The sequence below is a fragment of the Pseudolysinimonas sp. genome, from assembly GCF_057350545.1.
The window spans coordinates 1-14918 of record NZ_JBMRCP010000039.1; the positions used below are offsets into that span (position 1 = coordinate 1).

Annotated in this window: 18 protein-coding genes and 1 tRNA gene; 13 read left to right on the forward strand and 6 right to left on the reverse strand. The window is 71.4% G+C overall.

Features of this window, described 5'->3' with window-relative positions; translation table 11 throughout:
• Window positions 1-1047, reverse strand: a 1047-nt coding sequence (locus ACO1X9_RS05180; RefSeq protein WP_486349763.1) for a PHP domain-containing protein, incomplete at its 3' end; no start/stop codon positions are given.
• A gap of 32 nt (window positions 1048-1079) precedes the next feature.
• On the opposite strand from ACO1X9_RS05180, the gene ACO1X9_RS05185 reads away from it, so the two are divergent.
• Window positions 1080-1667, forward strand: coding sequence for a GNAT family N-acetyltransferase (locus ACO1X9_RS05185; protein ID WP_486349764.1), 588 nt, complete (start codon window positions 1080-1082; stop codon window positions 1665-1667).
• Between the two features lie 46 nt (window positions 1668-1713).
• Here the strand turns inward: ACO1X9_RS05185 and ACO1X9_RS05190 are convergent, their stop codons facing one another.
• Window positions 1714-3294 carry a DNA polymerase Y family protein gene (locus tag ACO1X9_RS05190; RefSeq protein WP_486349765.1) on the reverse strand — a complete coding sequence of 527 codons (1581 nt, stop codon included), beginning with the start codon at window positions 3292-3294 and terminating at the stop codon, window positions 1714-1716.
• 43 nt (window positions 3295-3337) lie between these two features.
• On the opposite strand from ACO1X9_RS05190, the gene ACO1X9_RS05195 reads away from it, so the two are divergent.
• The 3 genes from ACO1X9_RS05195 to ACO1X9_RS05205 are packed head-to-tail and all read left to right on the forward strand — an operon-like array spanning window position 3338 to window position 4472.
• On the forward strand, window positions 3338-3682 hold the full coding sequence (locus ACO1X9_RS05195; RefSeq protein ID WP_486349766.1) for a VOC family protein: 345 nt from the start codon (window positions 3338-3340) through the stop codon (window positions 3680-3682).
• 30 nt (window positions 3683-3712) lie between these two features.
• A complete protein-coding gene (locus ACO1X9_RS05200) occupies window positions 3713-4102 on the forward strand; it encodes a DUF4260 domain-containing protein (protein WP_486349767.1) in 390 nt (129 codons plus the stop codon).
• Window positions 4089-4472, forward strand: a complete 384-nt coding sequence (locus ACO1X9_RS05205) for a DUF2834 domain-containing protein (RefSeq protein ID WP_486349768.1) — start codon at window positions 4089-4091, stop codon at window positions 4470-4472. The genes ACO1X9_RS05200 and ACO1X9_RS05205 overlap by 14 nt, the downstream gene beginning before the upstream one ends.
• Window positions 4473-4483: 11 nt before the next feature.
• Here ACO1X9_RS05205 and ACO1X9_RS05210 read toward each other — a convergent pair whose 3' ends face one another.
• Both ACO1X9_RS05210 and ACO1X9_RS05215 read right to left on the reverse strand, forming a co-directional pair.
• The gene (locus ACO1X9_RS05210) at window positions 4484-4783 is read right to left on the reverse strand and encodes a DUF1905 domain-containing protein (protein ID WP_486349769.1); all 300 of its coding nucleotides are present in this window, start codon (window positions 4781-4783) and stop codon (window positions 4484-4486) included.
• Window positions 4780-5538 (reverse strand): hypothetical protein, encoded by a 759-nt coding sequence (locus tag ACO1X9_RS05215; RefSeq protein ID WP_486349770.1) that lies wholly within the window; start codon window positions 5536-5538, stop codon window positions 4780-4782. The genes ACO1X9_RS05210 and ACO1X9_RS05215 overlap by 4 nt, the downstream gene beginning before the upstream one ends.
• Window positions 5539-5584: 46 nt before the next feature.
• On the opposite strand from ACO1X9_RS05215, the gene ACO1X9_RS05220 reads away from it, so the two are divergent.
• Window positions 5585-6457, forward strand: a complete 873-nt coding sequence (locus tag ACO1X9_RS05220; protein ID WP_486349771.1) for a TIGR03560 family F420-dependent LLM class oxidoreductase — start codon at window positions 5585-5587, stop codon at window positions 6455-6457.
• 58 nt (window positions 6458-6515) lie between these two features.
• On the opposite strand, the gene ACO1X9_RS05225 is transcribed toward ACO1X9_RS05220, so the two are convergent.
• Window positions 6516-6598 (reverse strand) — tRNA-Leu (locus tag ACO1X9_RS05225).
• A gap of 92 nt (window positions 6599-6690) precedes the next feature.
• Between ACO1X9_RS05225 and ACO1X9_RS05230 the strand changes: the two genes are divergently transcribed.
• The 7 genes from ACO1X9_RS05230 to ACO1X9_RS05260 are packed head-to-tail and all read left to right on the forward strand — an operon-like array spanning window position 6691 to window position 13244.
• Complete coding sequence (locus ACO1X9_RS05230) at window positions 6691-7266, forward strand: YdeI/OmpD-associated family protein (RefSeq protein WP_486349772.1); 576 nt, start codon at window positions 6691-6693, stop codon at window positions 7264-7266.
• Between the two features lie 35 nt (window positions 7267-7301).
• Window positions 7302-7769 (forward strand): hypothetical protein, encoded by a 468-nt coding sequence (locus ACO1X9_RS05235; RefSeq protein ID WP_486349773.1) that lies wholly within the window; start codon window positions 7302-7304, stop codon window positions 7767-7769.
• 52 nt (window positions 7770-7821) lie between these two features.
• Window positions 7822-9114 (forward strand): M20/M25/M40 family metallo-hydrolase, encoded by a 1293-nt coding sequence (locus ACO1X9_RS05240; RefSeq protein ID WP_486349774.1) that lies wholly within the window; start codon window positions 7822-7824, stop codon window positions 9112-9114.
• 3 nt (window positions 9115-9117) lie between these two features.
• On the forward strand, window positions 9118-10143 hold the full coding sequence (locus tag ACO1X9_RS05245; RefSeq protein WP_486349775.1) for a permease: 1026 nt from the start codon (window positions 9118-9120) through the stop codon (window positions 10141-10143).
• Entirely contained in the window at window positions 10136-10918 is a 783-nt protein-coding gene (locus ACO1X9_RS05250; RefSeq protein ID WP_486349776.1) for a TIGR03943 family putative permease subunit, read from the forward strand. Before ACO1X9_RS05245 ends, ACO1X9_RS05250 begins: the two co-directional genes overlap by 8 nt.
• Window positions 10919-10922: 4 nt before the next feature.
• Window positions 10923-12341, forward strand: a complete 1419-nt coding sequence (locus ACO1X9_RS05255; protein ID WP_486349777.1) for a hypothetical protein — start codon at window positions 10923-10925, stop codon at window positions 12339-12341.
• A 30-nt stretch (window positions 12342-12371) separates the two neighbouring features.
• The gene (locus ACO1X9_RS05260) at window positions 12372-13244 is read left to right on the forward strand and encodes an undecaprenyl-diphosphate phosphatase (RefSeq protein ID WP_486349778.1); all 873 of its coding nucleotides are present in this window, start codon (window positions 12372-12374) and stop codon (window positions 13242-13244) included.
• Between the two features lie 107 nt (window positions 13245-13351).
• On the opposite strand, the gene ACO1X9_RS05265 is transcribed toward ACO1X9_RS05260, so the two are convergent.
• Window positions 13352-14221 (reverse strand): proteasome assembly chaperone family protein, encoded by an 870-nt coding sequence (locus ACO1X9_RS05265; RefSeq protein WP_486349779.1) that lies wholly within the window; start codon window positions 14219-14221, stop codon window positions 13352-13354.
• Window positions 14222-14279: 58 nt separating this feature from the next.
• Between ACO1X9_RS05265 and ACO1X9_RS05270 the strand changes: the two genes are divergently transcribed.
• The coding region (locus ACO1X9_RS05270; protein WP_486349780.1) for an HAD family hydrolase at window positions 14280-14918 on the forward strand (639 nt) is incomplete at its 3' end.

The following is a 14918-nucleotide window of genomic DNA, read 5'->3' on the forward strand; positions in this document are numbered from 1 at the left end:
CATGAGCGTGAGCCCCGCGGGCACGGGGAGCTGCGGCAGGCGCGGGGTGGCGCTGCGCAGCTCGAACGCCGTCTCGCGGGCGAGCTCGGTCGAGTAGGCGACGGCACCGGGGTACCGGGCGAAGCGGGTCTGCATCTCGAAGCCCGAGCGCAGGTAGGAACCGCCCGCGGCCGGCAGCCACGGCTCGTGCTGGTCGAGACTCGCGCGCGCCCGCACGGCGGCGAGGGCCGAGGCGAGCGGCGCGCGCTCGGGCCGGGCGTAGTGCACGTTGCCCGTCGCGAGGATCGGCAGCCCGAGGTCGCGCGCGATGCCGGCGAGGGCGTCGTTGCGGTCGGAGTCGAGCGGGTCGCCGCGATCGGTGAGCTCGACGACGACGTTGTCGCGACCGAAGCGTTCGATGAGCGCGGTGAGCTCGCGCGCGGCGGGCTGCCTCCCGTGCGCCTCGAGAGCCTGCCGCACCGTGCCCTTGCGGCAGCCGCTCAGTACCGCCCAGTGCCCCTCGGCGGTGTCGGCGAGCGCGTCGAGGTCGTACACCGGGCGTCCCTTCACCCCGCCGTCGAGGTGGGCCTTCGTGAGCGCCTTCGAGAGCCGGTGGTAGCCCTCGGTGCCGCGCGCGAGCACGAGCAGGTGCGCGCCCTCCGGATCGGGGATGCCGTTCTGCGGTGTGCGCAGACCGAGCGAGAGCTCCGCGCCGTAGATGCTCGGCATCCCGTGGGCGAGGGCGGCCTCGGCGAACCTCACGGCCCCGTAGAAGCCGTCGTGGTCGGTGATCGCGATGCCCGTGAGCCCGAGGCGCTTCGCCTCCTCGACGAGGTGCTCGGGCATCGACGCGCCGTCGAGGAACGAGTACGCCGAATGCGCGTGCAGCTCGGCGTACGGCACGACGGGCTCGGGCTCGCCGTTCGGCAGCGTCGGGGGCTCGAGCGTCGGCGCGACGTAGCGCGGCCGGTGGTGGTGCGCCGTCGCTCCATCGGGCTTGGGCTTCTGCCCCGACATCCGCCGCTCGAGCTCGCTCCAGTCGTAGGGCGGGTTGTGCCAGCCGCCCACGGTCAGTCGCCCCCTCGTCTTAGGCTGCGGTCATGGCTGCCCCGAAGGTCACCGCCGACTCGACGATCGAGGTGCGCTCGGCCGTCGGACGGTTCGACGACTTCGCCGAGGTCGTCGGCGTGAAGAAGCCCGGCGGTGGGGGCTGCTGGTGCATGAGCTACCGCGACGCCCGGGTGAGCAACGCGGAGCGTCCGGAGTACATGGCGCGCGAATGCGAGACCTCGCCCGGTCCCGGTGTGCTCGTCTACGTCGACGGTGAGGTGGCGGGCTGGTGCTCGGTCGCCCCGCGCTCGACCTACCGGCGGCTCATGAACTCCCGCACCATCCCGTTCGTCGACGAGCGGGATGCCTGGTCGATCGTGTGCTTCGTCGTGCGGGCGGGCTACCGCCGGCAGGGGCTCATGCACCACCTGCTCGAGGGTGCCGTCGCCCACGCGCGGGCGAACGGGGCCGAGATCGTCGAGGGCTACCCGGCCGAGACGGGGGGCGACAGGATCGACGTCATCTCGGGTTACGTCGGCACGACCGACCTCTTCGAGGAGCACGGGTTCGAGCGCGCGTCGGCGACGACCGCGCACGCCGGCCACCGCATCCGCTTCATCATGCGCAAAGAGCTCTGAGCCCTCTCGGTGGTCGAGTAGCCGCCGACGGCGGCGTGTCGAGACCTCAGTCATATCGCCCATGGGCCCACCACCCCCGGCCGTCGAGCACGAGCAACCACGCTTCGCCCTGCGTATCGACCACCTGGAAGCGCTGGGCCCGCACCGTCGACGCCGGATCCCACCAGCGCTCCTCGAGCGGCCACGGCCCCGCCCAGGCCGTGAGGTCGCGTCGCGCCCCCGTCGGCGACACGATGACGGCGGGGGAGGCGGACAGGGCGCCCCGCTCGGTGACGGCGACGGGGCGACCTCGGGCATCCTCGACGGCGATCTGCCGCGGGATCTCATAGACGGTGGCCGGATGCGGGGGCGGCACCGCCCCCGGCCACGGACGACGCGGGTCACGCGCGACGACCGGCCGATCGCCCCACGCGACGCGCTGCTGGCGGTCGGACGGCATCCGCCCGCCCGTCGGCACCGCGGTGGCGACGCCGGAGTGCCCGAGCATGCCCTGCACTCGGGAGAGTCCGGAGTGCACACCCTCGTCGGGCCCGGTGCCCCAGATGCCACGCTCGTGGGCGCCGACGGGATCGACGGTTTCGGGCAGCAGCCGCACGCGCGCGACGGGGGAGCGCAGCTCGCTCTGCCCACTCGACCGGCTCAGTGCGTCGAGTTGCCAGCGCACCCGGTCGACGACCTCGGAGGCCGTGAACGATCGGGGATGAAGCCAGACCCGCTCGGTCGCCTCCCCGTCGGCGCCGAGCAGCTCGACCCGGAGCGCCGTGAGCACGAGACGCTGCTCGAGCAACTCGTCGAGGAAGCGCTCCGCCGCGGCCCGGATGCCGAAGGCGATCTGGTCGACCCGGTCGAGCGGCGGCTCGAACTCGATGCGCCCCTCGACGTCGCGCGGCGGGATGCGCGGGGTCGCCGGACGCGGGTCGCGGCCCGAGGCGAGAGCGTGCAGCCGGGCGCCGAGCGGCCCGAATCGTGCGGCGACATCAGATTCGGCGAGCGCCGCGAACTCGCCGAGCGTGCGGATGCCGAGGCGGGGGAGCAGCGACACGAGCTCGGGATCCTCGAGCAGGTCGACCGGGAGCGGGGCGAGGAACTGCGCCGTCGCACCGGTCGGCACGATCGTGACCGGGTCGGTGCCCGGCTGGTGCAGGAACGACGAGGGGGCGAGCCGCGCGGCGCGCTCGGCGGCGAAGAGCCCGTCGGCGATGCCGGCACGTGCCGCGGGCACCCCGAGCTCGGCGATCGTGCCGAGCAGCGAGAGAGCGGCGGCCCGCTCACCCCCGTAGTACCGGGCGGGACCGCGGGCGCGGACGGCGAGCATGCCGGGGCGCAGCGGGTGCACCCCGGGCAATGCGGCTTCGAGCGCCGTGAGCACGGGCTCGAAGGCGCGCGCGTCGAGCGTCGCGTCGTAGCGGAGCAGGTGGATGCCGGGACAGCGCGCCTGCGCCTCGCGCTGCCGCATCCCGCGTCTCACTCCCTCGGCCCGGGACGACGGGGAGCAGGCGAGCACCGCGTTCTTCTCGATCAAGGCGATCGGGGCTCCTGCCGGCAGTCGCTCGGCGAGCGCGTGGGCGTGCACCGGCCAGTCGGGGCACCACAGCACGAGGAGACGGGGTTGACGCGATTCGAACACGTGTTCGATTGTGTCATGCGCGACCGACGCGTGGACTGGGAGTGTGACCGTCATCGGAGCTGTGGTGTGGGGCGTGCGGAACATCGAGCGCGCCGTCGGATTCTGGAGCGACGCGCTCGACTACGAGCTCAAGCGCCCGGCGGATGTCGACTGGGCGATGCTCGTCCCCCGACGGGGCGAGGGCATCCAGCTCTCGCTGAAACTCACCAACTCCGACGCCCCCCGGCGTCACCACCTCGACCTGTTCTGCGATGACCGCGACGCTGACCTGGCGCGATTCCTCGCTCTCGGCGCGACGCACGTCGACGACTGGGAGTACGAGCACGGGGCCGACTACGTCGTGCTCGCCGACCCCGACGACAACACGTTCTGCCTCGTGCAGGTGTAGGCGGAGACCGCGGCGGCCTAGGCTGACCGCGTGTCGCCCGTCCCCGTCCAGCGCCTCGAGAACGGCCTCGTCGCCGCCGCCATCCTCGTCGCCTTCGTCGTGACCGGCGCCGGCTGGTGGTGGCCGCTCGTCGCGTTCCTCGCCTTCGACCTCTCGATGCTCGGCTACCTCGCCGGTCCGCGCGTCGGCGCCGCCGCCTACAACGCCGTGCACTCCTACCTCGGCCCCGCGTCGCTCGCGATCCTCGGCCTCGTGCTGCTCGCCGTCGGCGCCGAGCCGTTCTGGCCGTTCCTCGTCGCGGGCGTCTGGGCCTTCCACGTCGCCGCAGACCGCGCCCTCGGCTACGGACTCAAGCTGGTCGCGGGCTTCGAGCACACGCACCTGGGTCTCATCGGGAAGGCCCGCCGTGACGGCGCCTGAGCCGACCGCACCCGCCGCGCCGCGTCCGCGCTGGACGCCACTCGCGATCGTCTACCTCGTGATCGCCATCGTCGGCCTCGTCGGCACCTGGACCTTCAACATCCTCGCGATCCTCTCGGGATCGGATTTCTTCGGGGAATGGTTCAGCAACGGTTTCGCCACCCAGTCGCTGCAGGTGGACCTGCTCGTGCTCGCCGTCGCCGCGGGGGCGTTCGTCGCGATCGAGGGGCGCCGCATCGGGATGCCGCGGGCCTGGCTGCTGTTGCCGCTCGCTGCCGTCACGGCGGCGGCCTTCGTCATCCCGCTGTTCCTCGCCCTGCGCGAGCGCCGCCTCGCCGCGGCACCCGGCCCCGTGTCGAGCAGCACCTAGTCGAGCAGCACCTAGTCGAGCAGCTCGACCCGCACCCGAGCGGAGTCGCCGACCCCGAGCGACTCGGCCGCGCGCACCGCCTTCTTGAGCGGCAGCACGTAGGGCGCTCCGCCGCCGCCCGGGAAGATCGAGGTGCGCCAGGTGGTGCCGCCGATCGTCGCCTCGACCCGCACCGACCCGAAGCCGCGGGGGATGCCGGCGGCGTACTCGCGGATCTCGTCGGAGTCTTCCTGCCGCAGGCTCAGGAACGTCCAGGTGTCGTTCTTGCGGGCGTCCCACACCCACACCTCGGCGTCGAACTCGTACCTCATCCCGCCACGCTACGCAGCGGCACCACGTCGCGCATCCGCGGCTCGACGGCGGAGATGTGCTGCGACGCGTCGGGCAGCCACAGCCGGCGCGACTTCGGCCGCCCCGCCCAGGCGGCGGAGGTGGAGCTCACGGTGACCTGCCGCGCCGCGAGGTGGCCGAACCCCGTGCCGAGTCCCGCCCAGGCGCTGTCGCCCACGGTGAGGGCGGCATCCGCCTGCGGCCACTCGCCGACCGAGATGAGTACGGCCTCCCGTTGCCGCAACCGTGCGGCGAGTCGCCCGGCGGCCGTCTCGGGCACCCGCGAGCGGCCGTCGCGCACGGGAGGCCGCACGAGGACGACCGACACGACGTCGACGAGCGCCGAGACGACCGTCATCCACTGGTCGCCGGGATGCGGCACGAGCACGAGGCGCTCGAGGTCGAGCCCGAGCCCGGCCGCCGCCTCGACACCGAGGTCGGGCAGCCCGACGACGGCGCACCACGCTCCCGCCGCCGAGGGGCCCTGGGCGAGCGCGAGGGCGAGGGTGGTCGAAGCCGCCACCTGGTAGCGACCGCCCGCGGCGAGCGCCCCGCCGGGCAGCAGGTCGGCGAGCGCCGGATGGGTCGGGATGGCGCGCGTGTCGAGACGGTTGCGCTGCATGCCCCGGATGCGCGCCTGCAGGTCGCGGATGACCTGCGACTTGTCGGTGGCACCCTCGGCGAGTTCAGCGGAGTCGACCGCGACAGCGGCCGCCGACCCACTCGACTCGAACATGTGTTCGATCCTGCCACGGAGAGCCGACACGCGTAACGTCGATTCCATGCGCTTCGGACTTCACTTCATGGACTTCAACCTGGCCGGGGAGCCGGCGAGCATCGCGCCGACGATCGCCGCGACCGCGCGGGCGACGGAGGAGGCCGGGGGATCGTGGTTCACCGCGATGGACCACTTCTTCCAGATGGAGCAGTACCGCACTGCGCACGACCCGATGCTCGAGGGCTACTCGGTGCTCGCCTTCGCCGCCGCCCACACGAGCCGCATCAAGCTCGGCACCCTCGTGACCGGCGTGACGTACCGCCACCCCGGCATCCTCGCCAAGACCGTCACGACACTCGACGTGCTCTCGGAAGGGCGCGCGATGCTCGGCATCGGCGCCGCCTGGTACGAGCGCGAGCACCTCGCCCTCGGCGTGCCGTACCCGCCGCTCAAGGAACGCTTCGAGCGCCTCGAGGAGACCGTGCAGATCGCGCTGCAGATGTGGGACCCCGAGAACGAGGGGCCGTTCGAGGGGCAGCACTACGCGCTCGCCGAGACGATCTCGTACCCGCGGCCCGTGTCGAGCCCGCGCCCGCCGATCATGATCGGCGGCAACGGCGAGCAGAAGACGATGCGTCTCGTCGCGCAGTACGGCGACATCGCGAACTTCACGCTCCAGGACGCCGACCAGATCGCACAGCGCATCCAGGCTCTGCGCGAGCACTGCGACCGGCTCGGACGCGACTTCTCGGAGATCGAGCTCACCGCCCTCGTCAACGCGGTCGACCCGCTCGACGCCGACGCCTTCCTGCACCGCGCCGAGGAGCTCGCGGCGCTCGGCATCCAGCACGTGCAGTTCCGCGACCGGGTCGAGGATGCCGTGCGCACCGTCACGGAGTTCGGCGAGAAGGTCGCGCCGCGCCTCGCGGAGATCTGAGCCCGACCGTGAAAAGGGGAAGGCCCCGGATCCTCAGGATCCGGGGCCTTCACACTCGTGCGCGGAGGGGGACTTGAACCCCCACGCCCTTTCGGGCACTAGCACCTCAAGCTAGCGCGTCTGCCATTCCGCCACCCGCGCGAGTGCGCCCTCTCCGTGAACATCAGGGGAGGACCGAAGAACGACATTAGCACGCACGCCGGGCGTCGGATGTCACGGGTAGCTTCGTCGGCATGGCGATCGACGACCATCCGCGGATGCGCTTCGAGACCATCGCGCAGTTCCGCGCCTGGCTCGACGAGCACCACGAGACGGCGCAGGGAATCCGCCTCGAGATCGCCAAGAAGGGTGCGCCGGTCACGACCCACACGGTCGACGAGTCGCTGGATGCCGCGCTCGAGTACGGCTGGATCGACGGGCGCCGCAAGGGCATCGATGAGCACGTCTTCGAGCAGTACTACACCCCGCGTGGGCCGAAGAGCACCTGGTCGGTCAAGAACGTCGAGACGGTGACGCGCAAGATCGCGGCGGGCGAGATGAAGCCGCGCGGCCTGGCCGAGGTCGAGAAGGCGCGGGCCGACGGACGGTGGGATCGGGCGTACGCGGGGTCGAAAGATGCGGCGCCGCATCCGGAGCTCCTCACAGCCCTCGCGCAGAACCCGGCGGCGCAGGCGACCTACGACACCCTCTCCGCGCAGAACCGCTTCGCGATCTACTTCCGGCTGCACCAGGCGAAGAAGCCCGAAACCGTCACCCGCAACGTCGCCGCGTTCGTCGCGATGCTCGAACGCGGTGAGACGGTCTACTGAGCACTGCGCGCCGTATCGGGGAGTACCCTCGCGGCATGCGTCCACGCCGAGCGCTCACCCTCGCGGCCGGGACAGCCGCGGTGCTGATACTCAGCGCCTGCTCGCCACCCCTCGGAGGGCTGCTCGGACTCACGGTTCGTGACGGGCGGATGCTCCTGCTCGTGCAGTCGTGCGAGTCTCCGATCGTCGACGTCTGGATCACGGGCGACGACGCCCGTGACGGATTCCTGGAACGTGAGCACGTCGCCCTCGACTCCTCGTCCGAAGGACTGGTCGAGCACGATCTCGGTTCCGTGGAGGAGTTCGTGGCTTCGCTCGATCCCGACCTCGTCTACTCGGTGCGCGGGTGGACGGCGGAGAGCAATGCTCGAGCTGCCGGTCCGGCCGTGCGCGCGGACGAGCTCACCGGGTGGGGGGACGATGTCCTCTATCCCCGCGACGGGATACCTCTCGAGCATGAGATCGGATCGGTGGAGGAGTTCTCGGCGTCCGCGTGCGACTGACCGACCTCCTCCTGACACCGATTCTCAGCGGGGCTCGGCTAGCCTCGAACCCATGGCCGACGAGCCCGACGCGACCGCGACCGTCGCCCGTGAGCTGATCCGCTTCGACACCACCAACTTCGGCAACGGCAAGAGCCACGGCGAAACCGACGCCGCCGAGTACGTCGCCGCGAAGCTCGAAGCCCTCGGGCTCACGCCCCAGCTGTTCGACTCGCAGCCCGGACGCACGAGCGTCGTCGCCCGCGTGCCCGGTCGCGATCCTGAGCGTCCCGCGATGGTGCTGCACGGTCACCTCGACGTCGTGCCCGCCGATCCGGCGAACTGGAGCGTCGACCCGTTCGCCGGCGAGGTGCGCGACGGGATGCTGTGGGGCCGCGGCGCCGTCGACATGAAGGACATGGATGCCATGATCCTCACGTCGCTCGCCGACATCCTCGGTGCGGGGGAGCTGCCTGCGCGCGAACTCGTCGTCGCGTTCTTCGCCGACGAGGAGAACGGCGGCGTCTACGGGTCGCACTTCCTCGTCGACGAGCATCCCGAGCTGTTCGCGGGCGCCACCGACGCGGTGAGCGAGGTCGGCGGCTACTCGGTCGATCTCGGCGGCACGCGCGCCTACCTGCTGCAGACGGGGGAGAAGGCGCTCGTCTGGATCAAGCTCATCGCCCGCGGCGGCGCCGCCCACGGTTCGCGCGTGTTCCGCGACAACGCGATCACGAAGCTCGCCGAGGCGATCGCGACGATCGGGCGCGAAGAGTGGCCCGTGCACCTCACCGCGACGACGCGGGCGCAGCTGGCCGAGCTGTCGCGCATCCTCGGGATCCCCGCCGACGATCCCGACGCCCTCATCCTCTCCGCGGGTTCCGCCGCCGGTTTCCTGCAGGCCGGCATCCACGTGACGACCAACCCCACGCTGCTCGAGGCGGGCTACAAGCACAACGTCATCCCCGATCGCGCGGAAGCGCTCGTCGACATCCGCCCGTTCCCCGGGCAGGAGGAGGAGGTGCTCGCCCGCGTGCGGGAGCTCGTCGGCCCCGACATCGAGATCGAGGTCGTGCATCACGACATCGGGCTCGAAGAGCCTTACGAGGGCGATCTCGTGGAGGCCATGGTCGCCTCGCTGCACCGCTTCGACCCCGGAGCGCCCGTACTGCCGTACCTGATGAGCGGCGGCACCGACAACAAGGCGCTCGCGAAGCTCGGGATCACCGGCTACGGCTTCGCACCGCTCAAGCTGGGGCCCGAGCTCGACTTCCCGGCGATGTTCCACGGCGTCGACGAGCGCGTGCCGCTCGACGCACTCGTGTTCGGCCGGCAGGTGCTCGGCGACTTCCTGCGGACCTGCTGAGGGATGACTCTCCCCACCGCGACGCAGCACCAGCACGGGTCCCGGGGCACGTCTCCGCTGCGCTACCTCGTCGCCGGCGTGGCGCTCGTCGCGGGGCTCGCCGTCCTCCGGGTGCTCACCCCCGACACCGGCGTCAGCCTCGCCGACGCCGCGCAGGACTTCGTCACCCTCGCGCTGAGCGTCGTCATCGAGTCGCTCCCGTTCGTGTTCCTCGGCATCGGCCTCGCCGTCGTCGTGCAGGTCTGGGTGCCGGAGACCTGGCTGCTGCGCATCCTGCCGCGGAACCCCGTGCTGCGACGCTCGGCTCTCTCACTCCTCGGCGTGCTGCTGCCGGTGTGCGAGTGCGGCAACGTGCCGCTGTCGCGCGGGCTCATCATGCGGGGGCTCACGGTCCCCGAGGCGATGACGTTCCTGGTCGCCGCGCCGATCGTGAACCCCGTCACGATCATCACGACGTATCAGGCGTTCGGGTGGGATGACGGCATCCTCGTCGCCCGCATCGTCGGCGGCTTCGTGATCGCCAATCTCGTCGGCTGGTTGTTCTCACGCCACCCCGCGCCGGATGCCCTCATCACGCGATCGTTCTCGGCCGCCTGCTCGCGCGCACGGCACCACGACGACGAGCACGGCGGGCGGCTGCGGCGCAGCGTCGACGCGTTCGCGACCGAGACCACCGCGATGCTGCCCGCGCTGCTCGTCGGCTCGGCGATCGCCGGCGCGATCCAGGTGGGCGTCTCGCGCGACCTGCTCGTCACGCTCGGCTCGAACCCCGTGTGGTCGGTGTTCGTGCTCATGCTGCTCGCGTTCGTCATCTCGGTGTGCGCGAACGTCGACGCGTTCTTCATCCTCGCGTTCGGCTCCACCTTCCTGCCCGGCGCGATCGTCGCGTTCCTGCTGTTCGGGCCGGTGATCGACATCAAGATGCTCGCGCTCCTGCGCACGACGTTCACGGTGCGCACGCTCGCGCTGCTCACGCTCGTGGTCGGCCTGGCGTCCGCGACGATCGGATTGGCGATGAACCTTGGCTGAGTTCTCTCGCACATCCGAGAATTTCCGCACGCGCTGGCTCGGCGTGACGCTGAGCCTCATCGGGGTCGTCGCGATCCTCTGGCTCGGTGCGACCGGGCGGCTCGAGCTCTACATCCACCCGCGCTATGTCGTGTTCACGATCGTCATGGCGGTGATCGGGGGTGCGGCGTCGATCGCGGCGTTCCTCGTCGTGCCGGGCGCGCGGGCCACCGACGCGCATGATCACGACCACGAGCCCGCACCGCCCGCGCCGCGCTGGCGCACCGCCTTGTCGTTCGCGGGGAGTGTCGTGATCGTCGTCGGCGCCCTCGTCGCACTGCTCGTGCTGCCGCCCGCCGCACTCACCTCGGCGACCGCCGACAACCGCGACATCGCGGGCTCGACGGCGCTCTCCGACGCCGACACGACCGAACTGGTCGGCGGCGACTCGACGACCTTCACGGTCAAGGACTGGGCGACCCTCCTGCACCAGGGTCTCGGTGACGACTTCTTCACCGGCAAGCCCGCGGCGTTCTCGGGTTTCCTCGTGGCGACCGACGATCCCGACGTCGTCTACGTCGCGCGGTTCCTCGTCACGTGCTGCGCCGTCGACGCCCAGCCGCTCGGCGTTCCCGTCCTGCTGCCGGGCTGGCAGGACGAGCTCGCAGCCGACGACTGGGTCGAGGTGACCGGGTCGTTCACACCGAACCCCGACGCGGACGCGTCTGAGCCGATCGTGCTCGAGCCGGCCGAGGTCACGCCGATCGATCAGCCCGCGCAGCCCTATGTCTACTGACTCGATGACGCGTGGCGAGGGGCGGAGCGCGGGTCGCCGTGCACGTGGGTGGCGCCGCTCGGTGCTCGCGACCGTCGGCATCCTCGCGATCGCCGTCGCCGGGCTCGGCATCGCGGGGGCCTTCCGCGCACCGCACCTCGACGGCGCGAGCGTCGCCGCCTCGACCGCGCTCCTGCGCCCCGACCAGCGACTCGTGCTGCAGGCCGACCAGGCCATCGACCCCGTCGAGGCGAGCGACGTGCGCATCTCGCCGGCGACGCCGATCGAGGTGAGCTCCGACGGCCGCGCGATCACCGTGCGGTTCCCCGGGATGCTGCGTGCCCTCACCGAGTACACCGTGACCGTCGACGTGCGCGGTGCGTCGACGGGCATCGACGGCTCGTGGAGCTACGTGTTCACGACGCCCGACCTCGATGTCGCCGTGCTCGTGCGCGATCTCGAAGGGCCCGACGAGGTCGTGCGGCGCGGCGTCTCGGGTGACGACCCCGAGGTGCTCTTCCGAGCCGAGCGCATCCAGGAGTTCGCGCTCACCCCGGACGGCGTGGCCGCGGTCGTGCTCGACGAATCGGCCACCGGGCCGTCAGCCGCTGCCGGTCGCGTCGTCCTCGCGCCCGAGGGCGAGACGATCACCCAGGAGGTCGCGCTGCCGGGGGAGGGCCGCATCCAGCAGCTTCACGCGTCCGAGACGACGGGACGGATCGGGTTCACTTTCAGTTCGACCGACACGCGCGACCCCGACGCGGTCTCGTCGCGCCTGCTGCTCGTCGACCCGCTCGACCCCTCCGGGGTGGTGCGCCCGGTGACGGGACTCGACGGGGAGCCGGTCTCGGTCATCGACTGGATGTTCGTGCCGGGTACGCCCTACCTCGTCGCGCACACCTTCGGCGAGGCGGTGCTGCTCGTCGACACGTCCGACCCCGAGGCCGTGCCTGCGCCGCTCGGCGAGCACGCGGAACTGCGGGGCTTCCTGCCGGGAACACTGCGGCTCGTCGTCGCCGACCCGCTCTCGGGAGGCCTGCTCGATCTGCGCGACGGCGGCACGACCGAGTTCACCCCGCCCGACGACGGACTCGAGGAGGGCGTGTACCGCGGAACGCTGCTCGCGCTCACCGAAGATCGCTTCGTCGAGGTCGTCTCGCGCCCGTCGGGCGACTCGGGTTTCGTGCTCGACTACGAGGTGCTGCTCGTCGATCCCGACGGAGCCATGACGATCTACGACCCGCCCGCGGGCGTGCCGATCCGCGCCGTGTGCCTCTCCCCGAACGCGCAATATCTCGCCGTGGAGCTGCAGGATCCGGCGGGGGAGCCCGACGGCTACCCGAACCTGCCGGGGCGCACGGCGAGCACGACGTACTTCGTCGACCTCGAGACCGGATCGGCGAATCGCGGCATCCAGGGGTTCGCCACCTCGTGGTGCGACTGACCTCCCTCCCGCGGGTGGCAGACTTCCGGGGTGGACTTCCTCGAGGCGATCATCCTCGGCCTCCTGCAGGGCCTCACCGAGTTCCTTCCCGTCTCGTCGAGCGCGCACCTGCGCATCTTCGGCGACCTCGCCGGGTGGGGTGACCCGGGCGCGACCTTCACCGCGATCACGCAGCTCGGCACCGAGCTCGCGGTGCTCATCTACTTCTGGAAGGACATCACCCGCATCATCGGGAAGTGGTTCCGGTCGTTCGGTGCGCGCGGGGGTGCGCACTCCGCCGGCATCCAGAAGGGCGACCCCGACGTGCGGCTCGGCTGGGTCATTATCATCGGCACCGTGCCGATCGTGCTCGCCGGCTTCTTCCTGCAAGACCTCATCCGCGAGCAGCTCCGCTCGCTCTGGATCACCGCGATCGTGCTCATCGTGTTCGGCATCCTGCTCGGTCTCGCCGACCGGTTCGGCCGCCGCGTCAAGACGGTGCAGAACCTCACCTACCGCGACGGTCTGCTCATCGGCGGGGCGCAGATGCTCGCACTCGTTCCCGGCGTCTCGCGTTCGGGCGCCTCGACGAGCGCGGGCCTCGTGCTCGGCTACGACCGCCCGTCGGCGGCTCGGTTCTCGTTCCTGCTCGCCGTGCCCGCCGTCTTCGGCGCCGGCCTCTACGAGACCTACACGGCGTTCACGTGCGAGCCGGGCGTCGACGCCGGCTGCGGCACGGGTTACGGGATGCTCGAGACGATCGCCGCGACCGTCGTCGCCTTCGGCGTGGGGCTCGCGGTCATCGCGTTCCTCATGCGTTACATCTCGACGCGGTCGTTCCTGCCGTTCGTGATCTACCGCATCCTGCTCGGCGGCGTCATCATCGCGCTGCTGCTCACCGGCGTCCTGCAGGCCGGCGGCTGATCACACCTTCGGTGATCGAGTAGCCGCGCAGCGGCGTGTCGAGATCGCGCCGGGTCTCGGCACGCGCCCTTGGCGCCAATCGACCGCCGAGGACGCCGAGGATCGGGTCAGGGGCCTCCGGGGCGGTCGTTCTGCCCCTTCTCGCCGTTGCGGCGGCGCAGGTAGCGCTCGAACTCCTCGGCGATCGCATCGCCCGACGCCTCGGGGGAGTCGACCGTGTCGCGCGCCTGCTCGAGCTGCTTGATGTAGGCCGCCATGTCCTCGTCGTCTTCGGCGAGGGCGTCGATGCCGTCCTCCCAGGTCGCGGCCTCCTCGACGAGCGAGCCGCGGTCGAGCGTCACGTCGACGAACTCCTCGAGCTTCTCGATGAGCGCGAGCGTCGCCTTCGGCGAGGGGGAGTTGTGCACGTAGTGCGGCACGCTCGCCCAGATCGACAGGGTCGGGATGCCCGCCGCCTCCGCCGCGAGGCCGAGCACCGAGATGATGCCGACGGGACCCTCGTAGCTGCTCGACTCGAGCTCGAAGAAGGTCTGCACCTCGCGGTTGTCGCTGCCGGTGAAGATCGAGATCGGGCGCGTGTGCGGCACATCGGCGAGCATCGCCCCGAGGAAGACGATGCCCGTGATGCCGGCGACCTCGATCGCATCCACGATCTCGGCGCTGAAGGTCTTCCAGCCGCGCGACGGCTCGGTGCCGAGCAGCACGTGCACGCCGGCACCGTCGACCGGGGCGGAGAGGGTCACGCCGGGCCACTCCAGCTCGCGCGTGCCGTCGGGACCCATCGCGATCGTCGGGCGGTTGAACTGGTAGTCGAAGTAGTCCTCGGGTTCGACGTCGAGTCGCGTGACGAGCCCGAGCTGGTCGCGCACGGCGCGCACGGCGCCGCTCGCCGCCTCGCCCGCGTCGTTCCAGCCCTCGAAGGCGACGACGAGCACGTTCCCCCCGCGGAACGGGTGCTGCTCGGAAGGCGCGACCATCCACCCAGGATAGGACTCCGCCCGGACCGCAGCTTGGCCCCGCCTAAGCTGGTGCGTCGTGACCTCAGCCCGCATCCCCGCCGCCGTCCTCTGGGACATGGACGGCACGCTCGTCGACACGGAGCCCTACTGGCTCGAAGCCGAGAGCGACATGGTGCACGGTGCCGGCGGCGTCTGGACCGAGGACGACGGCCTTCAGCTCGTCGGCTCGGGCCTCGAGCGGTCGGCGCTCATCCTGCAGTCCCGCGGCGTCGAGCTCACGGTCGAGGAGATCATCACGACGCTCACCGACCAGGTGCGCGACCGGATCGGTCGGGCGGTGCCCTGGCGTCCGGGTGCGCGCGAGCTGCTGCTCGAGCTCAAGCAGGCCGGCATCCCGACCGCTCTCGTCACGATGTCGCGTCGCCGGATGGCGGTGGATGTCGCGGACGCCCTCGCCGCAGCCCTCGGCACCCCGGGTTTCGACCTCGTCGTCGCGGGTGACGACGTCACGAACGCGAAGCCGCATCCCGAGCCGTACCTCACCGCAGCCGCGCAGCTCGGCGTCGACATCACGGCGTGCGTCGCACTCGAGGACTCCGAGCCCGGGGTCGCGTCGGCCGTGGCCTCCGGTGCGACGGTGTTCGCCCTGCCGCTGCACATCCCGCTGCCGCCCAGCCCGGCGTACCGCCTGCGCGACACCCTCGAGGGGCTCACC

What these genes read in the sequence shown, in the direction of transcription:
- ACO1X9_RS05185 (WP_486349764.1), top strand. Translation starts at nt 1,080, where the DNA reads ATGGCTGCCCCGAAGGTCACCGCCGACTCGACGATCGAGGTGCGCTCG.
- ACO1X9_RS05210 (WP_486349769.1), bottom strand. Translation starts at nt 4,783, where the DNA reads ATGAGGTACGAGTTCGACGCCGAGGTGTGGGTGTGGGACGCCCGCAAG.
- ACO1X9_RS05215 (WP_486349770.1), bottom strand. Translation starts at nt 5,538, where the DNA reads ATGTTCGAGTCGAGTGGGTCGGCGGCCGCTGTCGCGGTCGACTCCGCT.
- ACO1X9_RS05220 (WP_486349771.1), top strand. Translation starts at nt 5,585, where the DNA reads ATGCGCTTCGGACTTCACTTCATGGACTTCAACCTGGCCGGGGAGCCG.
- ACO1X9_RS05230 (WP_486349772.1), top strand. Translation starts at nt 6,691, where the DNA reads ATGGCGATCGACGACCATCCGCGGATGCGCTTCGAGACCATCGCGCAG.
- ACO1X9_RS05235 (WP_486349773.1), top strand. Translation starts at nt 7,302, where the DNA reads ATGCGTCCACGCCGAGCGCTCACCCTCGCGGCCGGGACAGCCGCGGTG.
- ACO1X9_RS05240 (WP_486349774.1), top strand. Translation starts at nt 7,822, where the DNA reads ATGGCCGACGAGCCCGACGCGACCGCGACCGTCGCCCGTGAGCTGATC.
- ACO1X9_RS05245 (WP_486349775.1), top strand. Translation starts at nt 9,118, where the DNA reads ATGACTCTCCCCACCGCGACGCAGCACCAGCACGGGTCCCGGGGCACG.
- ACO1X9_RS05255 (WP_486349777.1), top strand. Translation starts at nt 10,923, where the DNA reads ATGACGCGTGGCGAGGGGCGGAGCGCGGGTCGCCGTGCACGTGGGTGG.
- ACO1X9_RS05265 (WP_486349779.1), bottom strand. Translation starts at nt 14,221, where the DNA reads ATGGTCGCGCCTTCCGAGCAGCACCCGTTCCGCGGGGGGAACGTGCTC.